Annotated in this window: 13 protein-coding genes; 7 read left to right on the top strand and 6 right to left on the bottom strand. The window is 37.3% G+C overall.

Going from position 1 to position 16608, the window contains the following annotated elements; translation table 11 throughout:
- Positions 1-245 precede the first annotated feature (245 nt).
- The gene (locus QNJ50_RS04945) at positions 246-797 is read right to left on the bottom strand and encodes a pyridoxamine 5'-phosphate oxidase family protein (RefSeq protein WP_300632753.1); all 552 of its coding nucleotides are present in this window, start codon (positions 795-797) and stop codon (positions 246-248) included.
- A 713-nt stretch (positions 798-1510) separates the two neighbouring features.
- A complete protein-coding gene (locus tag QNJ50_RS04940; protein WP_300632750.1) occupies positions 1511-3142 on the bottom strand; it encodes a cyclic peptide export ABC transporter in 1632 nt (543 codons plus the stop codon).
- Between the two features lie 1323 nt (positions 3143-4465).
- Between QNJ50_RS04940 and QNJ50_RS04935 the strand changes: the two genes are divergently transcribed.
- Positions 4466-5875, top strand: coding sequence for a mechanosensitive ion channel domain-containing protein (locus tag QNJ50_RS04935; protein ID WP_300632747.1), 1410 nt, complete (start codon positions 4466-4468; stop codon positions 5873-5875).
- Between the two features lie 78 nt (positions 5876-5953).
- On the opposite strand, the gene pdxA is transcribed toward QNJ50_RS04935, so the two are convergent.
- Positions 5954-7042 (bottom strand): 4-hydroxythreonine-4-phosphate dehydrogenase PdxA, encoded by a 1089-nt coding sequence (gene pdxA / locus QNJ50_RS04930; protein ID WP_300632744.1) that lies wholly within the window; start codon positions 7040-7042, stop codon positions 5954-5956.
- A 229-nt stretch (positions 7043-7271) separates the two neighbouring features.
- On the opposite strand from pdxA, the gene QNJ50_RS04925 reads away from it, so the two are divergent.
- From QNJ50_RS04925 to QNJ50_RS04900, 6 genes are all read left to right on the top strand, one after another.
- Positions 7272-7379 carry a PetM family cytochrome b6-f complex subunit 7 gene (locus QNJ50_RS04925; protein WP_027846593.1) on the top strand — a complete coding sequence of 36 codons (108 nt, stop codon included), beginning with the start codon at positions 7272-7274 and terminating at the stop codon, positions 7377-7379.
- 153 nt (positions 7380-7532) lie between these two features.
- On the top strand, positions 7533-8522 hold the full coding sequence (locus QNJ50_RS04920) for an SDR family oxidoreductase (protein WP_300632740.1): 990 nt from the start codon (positions 7533-7535) through the stop codon (positions 8520-8522).
- 135 nt (positions 8523-8657) lie between these two features.
- Positions 8658-9575, top strand: a complete 918-nt coding sequence (locus QNJ50_RS04915) for an NAD(+) kinase (protein WP_300632738.1) — start codon at positions 8658-8660, stop codon at positions 9573-9575.
- A gap of 639 nt (positions 9576-10214) precedes the next feature.
- Positions 10215-10901 carry a response regulator transcription factor NblR gene (gene nblR, locus QNJ50_RS04910; RefSeq protein ID WP_027846550.1) on the top strand — a complete coding sequence of 229 codons (687 nt, stop codon included), beginning with the start codon at positions 10215-10217 and terminating at the stop codon, positions 10899-10901.
- A 146-nt stretch (positions 10902-11047) separates the two neighbouring features.
- Positions 11048-11578: a DUF192 domain-containing protein gene (locus QNJ50_RS04905; protein ID WP_300632734.1), complete on the top strand. Its 531-nt coding sequence runs from the start codon at positions 11048-11050 to the stop codon at positions 11576-11578.
- A gap of 603 nt (positions 11579-12181) precedes the next feature.
- Positions 12182-12373: a DUF2949 domain-containing protein gene (locus QNJ50_RS04900; protein ID WP_058183594.1), complete on the top strand. Its 192-nt coding sequence runs from the start codon at positions 12182-12184 to the stop codon at positions 12371-12373.
- Positions 12374-13610: 1237 nt separating this feature from the next.
- Here the strand turns inward: QNJ50_RS04900 and QNJ50_RS04895 are convergent.
- The 3 genes from QNJ50_RS04895 to lpdA form a co-directional block, all read right to left on the bottom strand.
- Complete coding sequence (locus QNJ50_RS04895; protein ID WP_058183593.1) at positions 13611-13847, bottom strand: DUF5340 domain-containing protein; 237 nt, start codon at positions 13845-13847, stop codon at positions 13611-13613.
- A gap of 218 nt (positions 13848-14065) precedes the next feature.
- The gene (trpC, locus tag QNJ50_RS04890; protein WP_300632730.1) at positions 14066-14947 is read right to left on the bottom strand and encodes an indole-3-glycerol phosphate synthase TrpC; all 882 of its coding nucleotides are present in this window, start codon (positions 14945-14947) and stop codon (positions 14066-14068) included.
- A 202-nt stretch (positions 14948-15149) separates the two neighbouring features.
- On the bottom strand, positions 15150-16580 hold the full coding sequence (gene lpdA / locus QNJ50_RS04885) for a dihydrolipoyl dehydrogenase (RefSeq protein ID WP_300632728.1): 1431 nt from the start codon (positions 16578-16580) through the stop codon (positions 15150-15152).
- Between the last annotated feature and the right edge of the window lie 28 nt (positions 16581-16608).

Raw genomic sequence — 16608 nt, 5'->3', positions numbered from 1 at the left:
GTATTGTTATATCCTCGACAAAAAGAGAGTCCAAGAAGGTGTTTATAAATGAAAAATAAAAAATGATAACTTTAATGGATTGTCCCACACCATTTGATATTAATGGGTTATAGAAAATTTTCAATTATTCCAACAATCAAACCCTTATTTTGCCGTAACCCACCGTTATTTAGAATTTTTGTATGAACATCCTCTTAGAGGCGAAATTAAAGACCTGAATCCATAACACCATACAAACAAAAACCCTATGACTTGTTCAGTGGTGTCGGCAAACCATCAATACTGATAAGATTTTTCCGTTGATGATATTCTTGAATACCTTCTTCTCCTTTTTTATCTGCCCACTTAATTAAATTCTCCCGTTGTCCTCGATACTCATACATGGGAACTCCAAAACCGCAAGAAGTCTGTATCCGCTCAATATCAGCTACGATAATTTGGCGGGTTCCTGGTATTTGTGAAAACAATAAATGTAAACATTCCCACTCAGAGTTACCTGGTAAAATAGTACTTCCCGAGCCATAAAGACGTAAAATAGACGGTTTTTCTCCAAAAGAGCAAAACATGAAGGTTATACGTCCATTTTCTTGTAGATGGGCTGATGTTTCGTTTCCACTTCCAGTCAAGTCTAGATAAGCTACCCGCTTTGGTGAAAGTATCCGAAAGCTATCAAGTCCTTTGGGAGAAAGATTAACGTGACCAGAAGAACTTAAAGGTGCGGTACCAACAAAGAAAATATGTTGACTTGCAATAAATTCTTGTAAGTCTTCTGTAATTGAATCAAAAATTTTGGCCATAAAGAGAGAGATTTTATGATACTTTTTACGAACGTGCTTAATTAGTGCTATGCCTCAGACGTAGCATTTCTAAATCTCTAGATAAGTAATTTCTATGGTATGCGGAATAATTCCTCGCAACTATCACTTTCTTAAGGATAGAATACAAAATCAAATCATTAAATTTTTATCTGAAAAAATATTATTATTTAATAAGCCTGGAGCCAATCGCAGCTAATTCCAGTACAAGTTCAAAAATTAAATTAATATGTAAGGGACTTCTAAAAATCATTAATCCTATTACTTATTGACAGTAATGGCGCACTGACGTACGCCTCAATGAATGGTATCTTTTTTTCGGAAGTCACCAAACCCCATCTCTTAGTTTATAGCTGTCGCCATTATTTTTAGGACGTTTTTCTGTTCCCTGTTCCCTTTAAACCAAAATTATGATGTCCTAAATGAGGTGTTTATTGCTACAACTGTTAACTGTAGCCCGTAAGGGCGTGGCGTTAGCCATAAACTGTTAGCAAAGCGTGCGCAGTCTAGCGGTTAGCGGCGAAAGACGCACCTACGGTGTTTGCACGCATCCTGCGGATGTTCGCCCTTTGGGCGCGTCCAAACACGTAGTGCGTCCAAACGTGTAAGCGCGCCCTGCGTGACGTTAATCAGAGGCTTTGCTGACGCCGCAGGCTAAGGGCGTACTGTAAGTATTGCGCATTGACTGATAAGTGTTAATTTCGTCTGTCATATTCAATTTTGCCGTAATCTAACTTAATGATTCTGTCAGCAAGATTGAAATAACGATCGTCATGACTAATAACTAAAACAGTTTTATTTCTTTGTTTAAGATTTTGTAAGATTTGTCTATAAAAAATATCTCTGAATGTTGGATCCTGATCGGAAGCCCATTCATCAAATAAGTATATTGGACGATCTTCTAAATAAGCGGTTAATAAAGCTAGGCGTTTGCGTTGTCCTTGGGATAGTTGTGTAGTCGATAATTTAGCATTTTCAATTCGTACTTTACGTTCCAAATTTAATTGCTGCAAATATTCCCGTGCTTGCACATCCAAATTGGGATTTCCCATACCCAAGAAACTATCGAACAAAAAGTAGTCAGAAAAAACTACCGAAAAATACTGACGGTAAATTTCCCGGTTATCATCATTAACAAAATTTCCATTTATCTTGACTGAACCCGATTCGGGAATATATAAACCGGTAATTAGTTTGGCTAATGTGGATTTACCACTACCATTACCACCAACAATAAATACAACTTCCCCTGCTTGAAGATTTATATTCACAGGACCCAGGGTAAATTTAGTATCCCCTTGATCGCTAGGATAAGCGTGGGTAACTTGTTCTAGCTGTAATGTTGAGAATCTGTTTCTTGTAATATTTGCAAAATCTTTTGTACTTTCTTTATTCCCAGCTAAGGTTAAACCCATTCTTTCTATTTTTTGTAAAGCAACACTAGCTCTGGATAAAGCCTGAAGTTTGTCTAGGATGCTTTGCATTGGAAGCATCATATAGGTCAGGGTGAGGATATAGCTAGATATGATGTTGCTAGGAATTACTAAAAGTCTGGGTAAACCAAACATTAGGGATCCAACAAGAAGAAAGAATAAAAGATTTCCCCATCCTGTAGAAATAGAAAAGGTAAATAATGCAGCCGCATTTTGATCTCGCGAAGAAGCTGCACTCTTCTGCAATTCCTCAGAGAAAAACTCTTGACGTCGAGAAGCATGCAACTTTAACTCTTTTATTCCGTTAGTAATTGCATTGAAATGCTTAAATAGCCGATCTTGTTCTTCTCGCGCCAAATTCAGGAAATATCCAGCCCTGTTAATTAGCAATTGAATACTACCGATCGCCACCATCATAAATCCGATGGTACAAGCAAACACAGCACCAGAAAGAAATCCCAAGTAAATCAAGCAACCACCAATCACTGCAATATCAACGCATATGAAGGGAATTGCATAAACTGTATTAGATAAAGTTGCTACATCATCAGTAAGAGTCGCTAATAAACGTGGAGTCCCAAGCTGTTCTAAATGTCGCAGTTCTGACGATAAAATACCTTTACTCAACTGCAATCGCAGACGGTAAACAGCATTCTGGGATATTTTGATAAGTAAAACCTGAGAAATTATGCTGCTGATTAAAATGATACTTGCTAATGCAATAAAAAACCAAACTGAGTTAGCTGTAACTTGATTTGATGATACTCCTTGGGACAAAGTTGTATTAATAAGTGCAATTAAACGGGCGGTAGTTGCACCGCTAATTAAACCTGTTAAAACAGCTATAACAACTTGTACTCCGGAAGCGCGTAATAAAAGCCAGATTAAATTCATTCGCTCTCACCACAAATTTTGGGTGCATTTTGAACATTAGGTTATTTGGTAGATTTCTCAGACAAGTCATGCTAGGGAAAATATGTATGTATAAAAATAATCTCAATATTTTGCAATCTACTTGCTGTTACTGAAATTACCCCAACGGAAAGTGCTGATGTGACTTTTGCTTAGTATCCGTCATTTTACGCATTAATAATCATTACTTGCATTTTTAATGCACTAATTTTTACGTAATTTTTCACTTGTCAGCAGTTACCGTTTTCTATTCTGTCAGTTGTAACCCAACTCACAAGGAAACTTACCATTATTTTCAGTAATTATAAATATCAGCAATTTCCATGTTGTGTTGACCGTTTAAACATATTATTCCCTCCTCAGGACAACTTGAACTGGTTTTATCTTTTTCAAATATTGCAATTCAAACGTAAAAATACTTGCGATTGCGGACACAATAATTTATGAGTGCGAGCGAGCAGAACCAATATATTACAGTCAAGATATTACAAAGATATTTATTTCATTTGCACGTAACAACTACTATAGTCACATCCTCCACATAATTATATTTAACTAGTTTGCCTCTGTTGACTCAGAAGTCAATAGTAATACTACTAGTTCAAAAAATTAATTCTTAGTAGCTCTCCCAAACAAGCATCTGTTAGCTCCCAAAGCAAGAATTTCTGTGATTATATTCGGGATGTACTCTAACATTATTTTTCTCTATGCGCCAGTAAATTATTTGATAGACTCCTAACAAATACTTAATCCTATAGTATTCAAAACATCAAAAATCACTCACATAAATTGCAAGTATATTTCTGCTTGATCGCATTTTTTAAATGCATAAAAAAGATCTTAAGAATTTCATATATCTAAGTGAAATTATCATCAATTGTCTAATTTCGTACAATCAAGCTTTTAAAATTTTTATAGGTTTGAAAAAATACATCGATAATAATAATTCACTTATTCTATGTCAGTATAAAAATAAGCACTGTATTCATAATAACCATTAGTTTTGATTTGTTTTGCTAATCTAGCTTATGTTTTTCTTGATGGATAACTGAGCCGCGTCAAAAGCTACAAGCAGTAGGGATACTTGATATATTAGCCTATGATATTTTTTACATTACATCAATCAAATAGTTATTATTTTTACTAGATATGGAAATACTTCATCAACCTTTTACATTAACTGTATTAATTTACTGTTTTTTTTATTTTTTATTGTTTGTTTCTTTAACTTATTTATTCCCTCCACTACTTCGTAGATATAATAATTCTTTGGGTTTGCTAGTTTTAGGGGTGTCAAGAAAGCCTTTGATAATAGTTGCAGCTTTATTTAGTCTCAAATTTATTTCTACCCGATTAAATTTATCTCCAGCGATTTATTGGAGCCAAAGGGGCTTAAATGCAGCGATCGTCATAACTTTAACTTATTGGCTCGCTCAATTATTTACTCAGGTTATTTCTTATTATTTGAGGGATTATGCTAAGCAAACAGAGGCTTTGTGGGATAATGTCTTAGTTCCAATCTTAGAAAGATTGCTCCCTGCTTTAACTTATATCTTAGGGACATTTTTATTTTTAGAGTCACTAGGAATTGATTTAACGGGAATTTGGGTAGCTTTTGGTGGTTTAACTTTTGTTTTAGGATTTGCGCTTCGAGATATATTAGCTAATTTTTTTAGTGGTTTGGTTTTATTAATCGATACTCCTTTTCAATTTGGAGATGTAATTGCAATGCCGGATAATTCTGTAGCTGTAATTAAGAATATCGGTTTGCGCGTAACCAAATTATATTTAGTAGAAACCGACTGTGAAGTTTACATTCCCAACGCAGCTTTAGGAAGTAAAGATATTGTTAATTTAAGTCGTCCAACTCCCCATGTGGCTAAGACGATTGAAATTAACGTCAAAGCTGGTACAGACCAAGATGCAGCGAAGCAGATTTTAAGCAGTACTGTTCTGGGTCATCCCGATACCTTGGGTAAAATTACGGACAAACTAGAGAATTTAGATGTATTTGCAGGTTTGAAGTCAGCAACCGAAGAGCAACTTTCTAAGCAAGATGCAGGTAGAAAACGTTTGTTGGCTGAAGAAAAAGTTAATCTCCAATTACAGCGTATTGAAACTAAGTTTAAATACTTAATTCGTGCAATTAAGATTTTGGAAAAAGGAGGATTAAACGAAGCGCAATTAAAAATAGTTCAAAAATATTATCAAGAAATCATTGAATTAACTGGTTTGCAATTGGAAACTGATGAGAAAGGTGAGATTAAAGCTTCATCACTTACAGAAAATACCCAAGAAGAAGATAATTTAATTAATTTAATTAGGAGTTGGTATCAAGCTTGGCTTGAAGATCCAGATTTACGAATTGAAGATGAACAGACCCTAGAGGAAGAATGGGAAACTAAAATCAGTATCCTCAAAGGTAAAATCAATCGACTTTTACAGCGTATCCTCAAGCCAGGAAGTTATGAAACCCGTTTGGATGACAATGCATTGAGTTTACTTGAATGGCTGCAAAACGAATTTAAAGCTGCAACCACTCTTTGGAAAGAACCAGCAATTCGTCTTTCCGATGTCACCCCTGAAATCATGAAATTTACGATTAAGTTTTACGTAGATCACATCAAGTTAGAACATTGGGAAAGAAGCAATCGCGTCGCAAATGAAGTAAGACAAGAAATGCTACGACGTTTAACGGAAGAGGGTTTTAATTGAGTAATGAGTAATAAGTGATGAGTAATGAGATAAGAATTCTGACTTCTGACTCCTGTAGAGACGTAGCATGCTACGTCTCTACGACTCCTGACTCCTTACTCCTAATTTTCTATGAGAAACTAATTCTGCAGCTAGCTGTATTGCAGTTTTCATACTTGTCGCATCAGCAATTCCTTTCCCCGCAATATCAAAAGCTGTACCGTGATCCGGTGAAGTTCTTACGAAAGGTAAACCAATAGATGTATTCACTGCGCGATCAAAAGCCATTAATTTGACTGGAATTAAACCTTGATCGTGATAAAGTGCCAAATAACCATCAGCAGGAGTAACTTTTCCTTGACCATACCAAGCTTGACCTGGTTTTACCCACATAGTATCGGGGGGGATTGGACCATCGATTTGTAAAGATGGGTATTTTTGACGTTGCTGCTCTAACCAAGGAATTAACCATTCCTGTTCTTCGCTTCCTAGTTGTCCCCCTTCACCACTATGGGGATTCAAACCAGCGATCGCGATTTTTGGTTTCTCGATCCCAAAATCCTGTTTAAGACACTTTAATAACAGGTCTAACTTTTGGGTCATTAATTCTGGTGTCAAAACCTGAGGAACTTTTTCTAAGGGAATATGTGTGGTAGCAAGTAAAGTTACAAGGGTCCAATTGGTATGGGGCGATCGCGCAACGAATAACATTCCAAATTTTTCCACACCGGATTTTTGTGCGAGTAATTCTGTTTGACCAGGATAATGATGACCTGCTGCTTTCCAAGCCGACTTAGCGATCGGACCCGTAACAATCCCATCAAATTCACCTTGAAGAGCACAGTTAATTGCTGTTTCCATATAAGCAAAACTCGCCGCACCACTCGCTGCGTTTCCCTCACCAATGATAATTTTGTTTGAATTATTCGATTCAGAACTATTTAAATTGTGTAAATCTTCATTACCCAAATCAACATCGAGAATTGATAGTTTTTCTGGATCTGCCAAAGGGGAACAATTATGAACTAAATTAAGCTTGGTGTAGATTTCTAAAAGTAAACTTCTACTACCCACTACCGTTAACTCGCAATTCTCATAAACTTTTGGGTCAGCTAAAGCTTTTAAAATAACTTCCCCACCAATACCAGCAGGGTCACCTAAGGTTATCGCTAAACGTGAGTTTGTCATTTTTGTCTTTATATTATTAGTTGTTTTTCACCGGTCGAAAAAGGCATTAATATATTGTCTACCTTTGAGAAATATGAGAGGAAGACAAAATTTCCTTGCATCCCAGATTAAGAATTAACTTCCCAATCCCCATATGACGCTGTCGCGTCACGCTGCGCTAACCCCAGTCACCAATCCCCTCTGGTAGACTGAAGTAGACTCAACAATTTGTAATGGAGAATTTTAATCTATGAGTAGCGAAATTCTTACTGCTGCTATCTTACCTTTTAGCTTGATTTTTGTAGGCTGGGGCGTTGGACGCTTGTTACTCAAGGTTCAAGGTGCAGAAGAGGAGTAAAGCAACTAGCTGAGCTGCTCCTAAAAATGAGAGACTTTTTTTCAGTCTCTCAATATCGTATACTTTTTAAAATAAATGTAAATTTTTGTTGATTTAGGTTAATCTAATAACATCCTGGTTAAAAAAGTTTCCGACTTTAATTAAAAAATACTCATGAAAATATTAATAACTGGTGCCACTGGTACCTTGGGAAGACAAGTTGCTCGTCATGCTCTCGACCAGGGACACGAGGTACGCTGTCTTGTTCGAAGCTCGAAGAAATCCGGTTTCTTAAAGGAATGGGGTGCCGAATTAGTGGGGGGAGATTTTTGTTACCCCGAAAGTCTTACAAGCGCTCTCGAAGGTGTTGACGCAGTTATAGACGCTGCAACTGCTCGCCCTACAGACTCCCTAAGTATTAAGCAGGTAGACTGGGATGGAAAAGTAGCTTTAATTCAAGCAGCAAAAGCTGCAAATGTACAACGTTTTATATTTTTCTCCATTCTAGATGCTGATAAGTATCCAGAAGTACCCTTAATGGAAATAAAACGTTGCACGGAACTATTTCTGGCTGAATCAGGTGTAAATTATACAATCTTGCGTTTAGCTGGTTTCATGCAAGGATTGATTGGTCAATATGGTATCCCTATTTTGGAAGGTCAGCCAGTGTGGGTAACAGGGGATTCTTCACCGATCGCTTACATGGATACCCAAGATATAGCGAAGTTTGCTATTCTTGCTTTAGAAATACCAGAAACACAAAATCAAGCATTTCCAGTGGTTGGAACCCGTGCTTGGAGTGCTGAGGAAATTATCAGCTTATGCGAACGCCTATCTGGTAAAGACGCAAAAATTACCCGGATGCCAATTAATCTACTACGTACCGTGCGTAATGTAATGCGATTTTTCCAGTGGGGATGGAATGTTGCAGATAGACTCGCATTCACCGAAGTAATTGCAAGTGGTAAACCCCTTAATGCTTCTATGGATGAGGTTTATAAAGTTTTTGGTCTCGATCAAAGTCAAACAACAACCGTAGAAACTTATTTACAAGAATACTTCAGCCGAATTATGAAAAAGCTGAAAGAATTAGATTACGAGAAAAATAAAGGCAAGAAACAAAAGACTAAAAGAAGCCCATTTAAGAACGTGAATAGTCAATAATTGATCGCGACATTACAACAGAAAGTTAATAGATGTTTTTCCTATTGACAGGTAATTAACGATCTGAATGACAAAAATTGTGTAAAGATTAACAATAATAAGAAATATTGCTTACATAGATTTGGATATTTGAGCGTGCCCAAAGCAGGCGTTATTTACAATGACGTTAAGCCGATAGCGCAAAAAGTTGCTATCGACATCAAAGAAACCTTAACCAATAAGGGTTGGGATGTTTATGTCGCCACCGGAGTTGGTGGAATATTGGGTTATTCTACTCCCCAAAGCCCTGTTTGTCATACACCGATTGATGGTTTGATACCTCCTGGTTTTGACGAGCAAATGAAATTTGTTGTCGTATTGGGTGGAGACGGCACAGTATTAGCTGCTTCCCGTCAAGTAGCTCCCTGTGGTATACCTATACTAGCGGTGAACACCGGACATATGGGATTTTTAACCGAAGGTTATCTCAATCAATTACCACAAGCTTTAGAAAAAGCGATCGCGGGTGACTATGAGATTGAAGAACGAGCAATGCTCGCGGTTCAAGTCTTTCGGAAAGATCGGGTACTTTGGGAAGCTCTCTGCTTAAACGAAATGGTATTGCATCGAGAACCATTAACCTCGATGTGTCATTTTGAAATTGCGATCGGCGGTCATGCTGCTGTGGATATTGCTGCAGATGGAGTAATGATTTCTACTCCAACCGGCTCTACAGGTTATTGCTTGAGTGCTGGTGGTCCGGTAGTAACGCCAAATGTACCGGTATTACAGTTAATACCTCTTTGTCCCCATTCTTTGGCTTCGAGAGCACTAATATTTGCAGATACTGAACCAGTCAATATTTATCCAGTAAATACATCAAGGCTGGTAATGGTGGTTGACGGTAATGGTGGATGTTATGTGCTTCCTGAGGATAGAGTTTATATGGAGCGATCGCAATACACCACAAAATTTATTCGTTTACAATCACCCGAGTTTTTCCGTATTCTACGGGAAAAATTGGGTTGGGGTTTACCACATATTGCTAAACCAAACTCGGTAGAGTTACCTTAAGTGTTCTATCGGATTGCTTTTTGGTATTTGGTAATTGGTGAGGGTTAATTAACAGAAAAAACTAATTGGCTGTCCTGATGCACGTATCATCAAATGGGTTAGCTTACACTGTGTAATTTCTAGTGAAGTATTTTCTCGGAAATTTCCTAACCCTGAGAGTTTGTCGAAATATATGCATACAAAATATATTTTCGTAAAAGATATATTTATTAAATATTAGATATTCAATATCAGATATATAGCAATCTGGTTATCTTATTAAAATTATTCTTGGGGATAAGGAACAAGGAATGCAGAAGAGAGAACAAAAACTTTGTAAACCCCGACTCTTGATTTAAAACTCATTACTCATTACTCATTACTCATTACTCATTACTCATTACTCATTACTTACTGCTCCTGACTCCGTGTTTTTACAAATCAAACACGATGCCGATATGCAGTTAAAATCAGAGTTGTAAGGGCAATTTATTCCGGGTAGTTCGTCACTTCATTGAAATTATACAAGCAGGTAATGTAAGCTTCTAAATGCCTAAAGTTACACAGGTATATATACAAATGTAAAGAATGTACTGATGTGTAACTTCCCCGTAGGTAAACAAACAAGATGAGTTAAAAACTCCTAATAATCAAATTGATATGACTCTTGCTCAAAACCCCTGTGTATTAGTAATAGAAAGCGATGAGGGATTAGCAAATCAACTTTCTTACGATTTAAAGGAAGCTGGTTATGAACCTGATATAGTTCGCGATGCTAGTAATGGTTTGCAAATAAGTCGTAATCTTCAACCTGCTTTGATAGTTGTTGATCGCATGCTCTCAGGGGAGTCAGGACTTTCTGTATGTAAAAATCTTCGTACAGAAGGGGTATGTTCCCCAGTATTGATTTTAATGGCTCGAGACAGTGTTGAAGATCGAGTTGCTTGCTTGGAAGCAGGAGCGGATGATTATTTTCTCAAACCTTACCGTTCTGAAGATTTTTTAAGCTTGGTTCGTCTTTATTTACAACCTGAAGTTGATAGCACAGAACAACTACGTTTTGGCGATCTAGTTCTGGATATCGCCACTCGTCGCGTGCTAATCAATTCCAGAACCATTGATTTAACAATGAAGGAGTTTGAATTACTCAAATACTTGATGGAACATCCCCGTGAAGTCTTAACTCGGGAACAAATTTTAGAAAATGTCTGGGGTTACGATTTTATGGGTGAATCAAATGTAATAGAAGTGTACATTCGCTACCTACGCTTAAAAATCGAAGAAGAAGGTCAAAAGCGTTTAATTCAAACCGTACGAGGTGTTGGTTATGTTTTAAGAGAGTCTTAGAAAATTCGGAACCGAGGAAGGTTGAATTGTAAATTTATAGGTTAACCTTGGTATAATCTCTGGCTAAACAGTTTTGGCTAAATAGTTTTTAGTTAAAAAAAGCCAAAGATGTTTGTTTTGCTTTTTGGTTACCCATTCAAATTATTATGTTTCCTTACCTCAGTATACTTTTAATAGTGCTGAACATATTGTTAATTGGTTGTTCGAACTTAACGGTAGCCGAAAATTCTCAACCTTTATCAACACCAGCACTGAAATCCAATGTTCCGATTACCAAAAAATTAGGTCAGCAATTACCAATCTCTGCTGTTGCTATTACTCCTGATGGTGCAGAAATTCAGTTGGAAGTAGCGCGAACGCCCGAAGAAAAAGCAATGGGTTTGATGTATCGCCCCACACTTCCGGATAAAAGGGGTATGCTTTTTGTGTTTCCTTCTCCCCAACCAGCAAGATTTTGGATGAAGAACGTACCCGTACCTTTAGATATGGTCTTCATGCGGAAAGGAGTAGTACGTTATATTGCTGCTGATGTACCTCCTTGTAAGAGTACTCCTTGTCCAACTTATGGGCCAAGAGAATTAATAGATGAGGTTATTGAATTAAGAGCGGGACATGCCACAGAATTAAATGTAAAACCAGGCGATCGCATCACCATTCGCCATATCAACAAAAAATAAATTCGTATTTTTTTATTTACACTATGTAAGTATTTTTACTGCCAACATTTTTTGTATATCTTACTGCACAATCTTTTGAGTTGTTGGTAAAATAAAGCAAAAAAAATAAAGTGTAAAAAAAAACCTGGTATCATGGCAAAATACTAGGCAAGCGAGCTAAGATGTGATTTAGTGCCAACATTGCAGAAAACCTACTGTATCTGTAGTTGGATAAAAGTTTTAGTACTTGGTTACAAAAATCTTCCTTTGGGTTGAGCCATGCTAGGCTAACGACATTAGTGTAGCTAAACGCTAATGAAGGAAGATAATTTCAATTAACCTTGTTAGCTATAAGTGTAATAAAATAAAACTTAAGGCCAGGGAAGATGAAATTTATTTGACCAAATACACTTGTTCCTCCAGATTAAGTAGGCGAATCGCTCTGAACACTAACAATTCTCCAAAGGCCTTCTACAGAGCGCTTTCATACCGGTTCATCAGTTTAATTTGTCGTATTTTTTCTCTTTTTGCGACAAAGAAACAGATGAAATACTAATTACCTACTACTTAATCATGGTTGATTTTTATAAGACAACACACACTAAGCACAGGGGTGAGATACATATGTCACCGTCCACTTATTCCAGACTAATTAACTTTTTACAAGAGGAATTAGCGATTTCTCCTGCTTGTATTGGCGTTGCTCTACGCCATAGCGAGCAAGATCCTGGTCCTCTACCAATGATTCTTTGGCAGTATGGTTTAATTACTCTCGAGCAATTAGATCTAGTTTTTGATTGGTTGGAAACAGCATAAGCATAGATACCTTATTCAAGACAACCAATAGTAGCCAATAAAATCTGTTTGCCGAAAAAGTTAATACTGCACGTAGCATTAACTGCAATTTCACCCGATTGAGAGTTAAATCTAGTTAGCACTAGCAACTCGATTTTTTTACTCTCTGTGTTAGCTCGAATTTTATTCGAGAAAGAAAAGTCAATTTCCCATTTAAAAGCTACTGTTTACCGTGTTTTACAAGCTTTCCAACGGTGTAATTTGACAATTATCAAAAAAATATTTAATATGGTTTGCCACGTTATTTAGAAGATAGTGACGGCAGAGTGAATTTGCTCACTTCACTTGAGTTACTGTTTGATTAAATCCAGGCGAACTAACAGTTCTTGCAGTACTTATTATGGATTGATTTGTCCATATTGTGGCTGCAAACAATTTGTGTTGATTCAAATTCAGGATTCTAAGCCGGAATTCCAAGTAATTTCGCTTAATTTTTTTGATGTTTGAATTTTCAATTTTGAATTTTCAATTTTGAAATTTCGATGTCTGAAATTTCGATTTTTAAAACTTCAATTTTGAATTTGTCCCGACACTAATATAATTTTTGACACTGTATGAAGCAGCGTCTGTTTTGTCATTTCCGTACATATTTAATCTTGTAAATACTATTGGTCCTGTAAACAAAAAATTATTTTGCGTTTTTAGTGCTACAGGTACTAGGTTTTGCGTATTCACTTCAAAGTACGCCTCATTCTACAAATATGGTTTGTCTTGTGTAATATCATGTCCGGTAAAACACTTTTGATAAGCTTCGTAGTAGCGCTTTAGCGCCAATATTTCTCTATGGCGCTAAAGCGCTACTACAAACAAACATATTTTTTCATCAGTAATTAAGCGGACATGATATAAGAACTATTTTTTGGTGTTAGTTTGAATAATTTATTTTGATTTATACATAAATCAAACATATTGCAAATTAAACTTGTTGCGATAAACGCCTTTTAGGTGTTCCGCGTGAGTAGCAGCTTTACTGAACGTGTCAGCGCGTGCAAAGCGATCGCAGTGAGACGGAGTCTCTACATTCTGATTTCCATATGAATTGGTAACTAGAACACAGAGTCTCTGACTCTTTATTTAAAAGTTATGCAAGTTTTTTTAAGGAATCTCACTATTAATAAGCAGTAAGTTTATAATCCGAGTTATAAAGCAAGGATAAAGTCCTGACCTCCTGTAATAAAAAATGCCACAGTAAATTTATTTATAATTTGTCTGTTAAATGATTCACAGACCATCGGTGCTCAACCTCTAAAGAAGAAACTTGACAAACTTCTTCCAGTTGTTTTTGCTGAACTGCAGCTTTTCTCAGAGTTACGATCAGCTGGTTTACCTGATTTCGCAGATTTGGGTTTTGGTAAACTGCTGACATTGTTTGTCTTTCGAGTAGTTGTAGTATTAGTTCATAATGAACGGGCGAAGGTAGAGGAATTTGCTCCATGAAATCACTTAAATATTAGAATTGTAAATTGTTTGATTAGTCTGTTTGATTCGTTGTAGGTTAACTTTTTGCAGATTATTTTTGCTAATAGCTAACTAAAATTTGGCATAGGCTAAATGTAAATAAAATTAACAAAACAATGACAATAAAGTCATTTCACAAAAATCCTGATTTCATTATTCTTACTCTCAAGCAGTTAATCCGTAGGAGATAAGGATTTAGGCAAATAATTTTGTAATTGCTTGTTGAGGATCTGACTGTTTTACCAAAGATTCACCAATCAGAACTGCAGATGCACCTGAGGAAGCAACCGTTGCGAGGTCTTCAGGGGTATGTAATCCCGACTCACTCACAATTAAAATATCTCGTTGTTGTAGTTGCTCCTTTCTTAACTCTAACAACTGACAAGTAGTTTGCAAATCCACAGAGAAGTCTTCTAGGTTACGATTATTGATCCCAATTAAGGAAACGCCATCTAAACTTAACACCCGATCTAGCTCTTCCAAGGTGTGTACCTCAATTAAAGCTACCATTTGTAAACTTTTGGCAATTTTAACGAAGTATTGTAAATCGCGATCGCTGAGTATAGCAGCAATCAATAATACAGCATCCGCACCGTAGATTCGAGCTAAGTGCATTTGGTAAGGGTAGATGATAAATTCTTTACATAATAATGGTAAATCTACGGCAGCACGAACGGCAGCTAAATTTTCAAAACTACCCTGAAAGAATTTACTATCGGTAAGTACAGAAAGACAGCTAGCACCGCTTTGTTCATATTTAAGAGCAATATCTACCGGGTCAAAATCTGCTCGAATTACCCCTTTAGAAGGAGAAGCTTTTTTTACTTCTGCTATTAATGCTGGTTGCGTTTTACCTTTCCGTAGCGCTCCAAGAAAATCGCGGGTTGGTGGTGCATTAATCACCTGTTTGCGTAATTCAAGCAAAGGTTTTTTTAAACGCATTTGCTCTACTTCTACTTCCTTATGCCAAACAATTTCCTCCAAAATATTATTGGGTTCGGCATCTGGTACAGCAACCTGATAGCGCAAAATAGAAACAGAAACTGCTGGACTGGGTTGACGGCGACGAATTTGCATTATCAGTTATCAGTTAATAGGAGTTAGGAGTCAGGAGTCAGGAGTCAGAACAGACCGCGCTAAAGCGAGCAGAAGTCAGAAGTCAGAAGTAAGGAATTAGGAGTTAGGAGTTAGGATTTAGAAACTAGGATTCAGGAGTTAGGAGCCAGAATAAAAACAATTGATTTTCCAATCCCTAATCCCCAGTCTCCAATCCCCACAACTAAGACACAACAGCCCGTTTATATGCTTCATCCAGAACTTCAGATAGTGTGGGATGAGCGTGAACTAAATGAGCTAGGTCTTGTACTTGTTGACGGTTAGCGATCGCACTGGAGGCTTCATGAATTAAATCTGAAGCATGGATCCCAAAAATATGAACTCCTAGAACTTCGCCTGTATCTTTGCGGTAAATCACCTTAGCAATACCATCAGCTTCAGCTTCAGCTAAAGCTTTGGAATTACCTTTGAAATAACTCTTACTCACACCAATTTCAAAACCTTCAGCGCTAGCTTTTTCCTTCGCCTGAACTTCGGTCATACCCACATAACTAACTTCAGGATGGGTAAATGCCGCAGCTGGAATTGCCTGATAATCTACTTCCTTGGTTCTGCCACAAATATTTTCTACAGCAATTATACCTTGTGCTGAAGCAGCATGGGCTAACATCATTTTGCCAGTTGCATCGCCAATCGCCCATAAGTGAGGTACAATTTCACCCCCACTCAATACCGCCATGGTGTCATTAACGGGGATAAAGTTACGTTTATCAAGTTCTACCCCTACGGATTCTAAACCAAGATCCTTAGTTGCCGGAATACGCCCAGTTGCAACGAGACAAGCATCAACTTCCAAGACATCCACATCTTCTTTAGTTTCAAAGTTTGCTAATTCAATAATTACTGGCGAACCAGGAATAACTTTTTTTGCGTAGATTCCGGTGTAGGTTTCGATATCGCGGAGAGTAATTAAAACCCTTTGCGCCAGTTTAGCAATATCGCGGTCAAATCCCGGCATTAATTGCGGTAAAGCTTCGATCATAGTGATTTCGCAACCCAAAGCCGAGTAAATATCGGAAAATTCTAAACCAATGTAACCACTACCAATAATTGCCACCCAATCCGGCAAAGATTCTAGTTTAACCCCCTGATCGCTGGTAAATACAGTTTTGCCATCTACTTCAATCCCTGGGGGTACAAAGGGAACAGAACCAGGGGAAAGAATAATATCTTTGGCTGTAAAAGTTTTTTCACCAATATCAGTAACCACACTAACCTTCTGATTACCAACAATTTTTCCCCAGCCACGAATAATATCTACCTTCAAACGTTTGAGGCTGTTAGTTAAATCACCTTGAATTTTTGCTACTAAATTTCCTGCATGGTCAGCAATGGCTTGTCTATCAAAATCAACATTACCGACTTGAATTCCTAGGGTTTTGAGATGGTGAGCATTACGTAAGTCCCGCACACGTCCAGAAGCTGCGAGCAACGCTTTTGATGGGATACAACCTCGATTTACACAGGTTCCACCCATGTCACCGGCTTCCACGATCGCAGTTTTCAAACCACAACTAACTGCATGTAGCGCAGCGCCATGTCCGCCAACACCAGCCCCAATAATCAATAAATCGTAATCAAATCCCTGGCTCACTTTATTTTCCCCGTAAGTACGCTTTGCC

Origin of the sequence: Mastigocoleus sp. MO_188.B34 (assembly GCF_030065675.1) — a bacterium.
Taxonomy (GTDB): domain Bacteria; phylum Cyanobacteriota; class Cyanobacteriia; order Cyanobacteriales; family Nostocaceae; genus Mastigocoleus.
Note: the sequence above shows the minus strand (reverse complement) of the source record. Positions and strands in the feature narration are given on the sequence as shown.

Coding starts and splice junctions, on each gene's coding strand:
- nblR (WP_027846550.1), top strand. CDS start 10,215: ATGACTCTTGCTCAAAACCCCTGTGTATTAGTAATAGAAAGCGATGAG.
- QNJ50_RS04905 (WP_300632734.1), top strand. CDS start 11,048: ATGTTTCCTTACCTCAGTATACTTTTAATAGTGCTGAACATATTGTTA.
- QNJ50_RS04900 (WP_058183594.1), top strand. CDS start 12,182: ATGTCACCGTCCACTTATTCCAGACTAATTAACTTTTTACAAGAGGAA.
- QNJ50_RS04925 (WP_027846593.1), top strand. CDS start 7,272: ATGAGTAGCGAAATTCTTACTGCTGCTATCTTACCTTTTAGCTTGATT.
- QNJ50_RS04895 (WP_058183593.1), bottom strand. CDS start 13,847: ATGGAGCAAATTCCTCTACCTTCGCCCGTTCATTATGAACTAATACTA.
- QNJ50_RS04940 (WP_300632750.1), bottom strand. CDS start 3,142: ATGAATTTAATCTGGCTTTTATTACGCGCTTCCGGAGTACAAGTTGTT.
- trpC (WP_300632730.1), bottom strand. CDS start 14,947: ATGCAAATTCGTCGCCGTCAACCCAGTCCAGCAGTTTCTGTTTCTATT.
- QNJ50_RS04920 (WP_300632740.1), top strand. CDS start 7,533: ATGAAAATATTAATAACTGGTGCCACTGGTACCTTGGGAAGACAAGTT.
- QNJ50_RS04945 (WP_300632753.1), bottom strand. CDS start 797: ATGGCCAAAATTTTTGATTCAATTACAGAAGACTTACAAGAATTTATT.
- pdxA (WP_300632744.1), bottom strand. CDS start 7,042: ATGACAAACTCACGTTTAGCGATAACCTTAGGTGACCCTGCTGGTATT.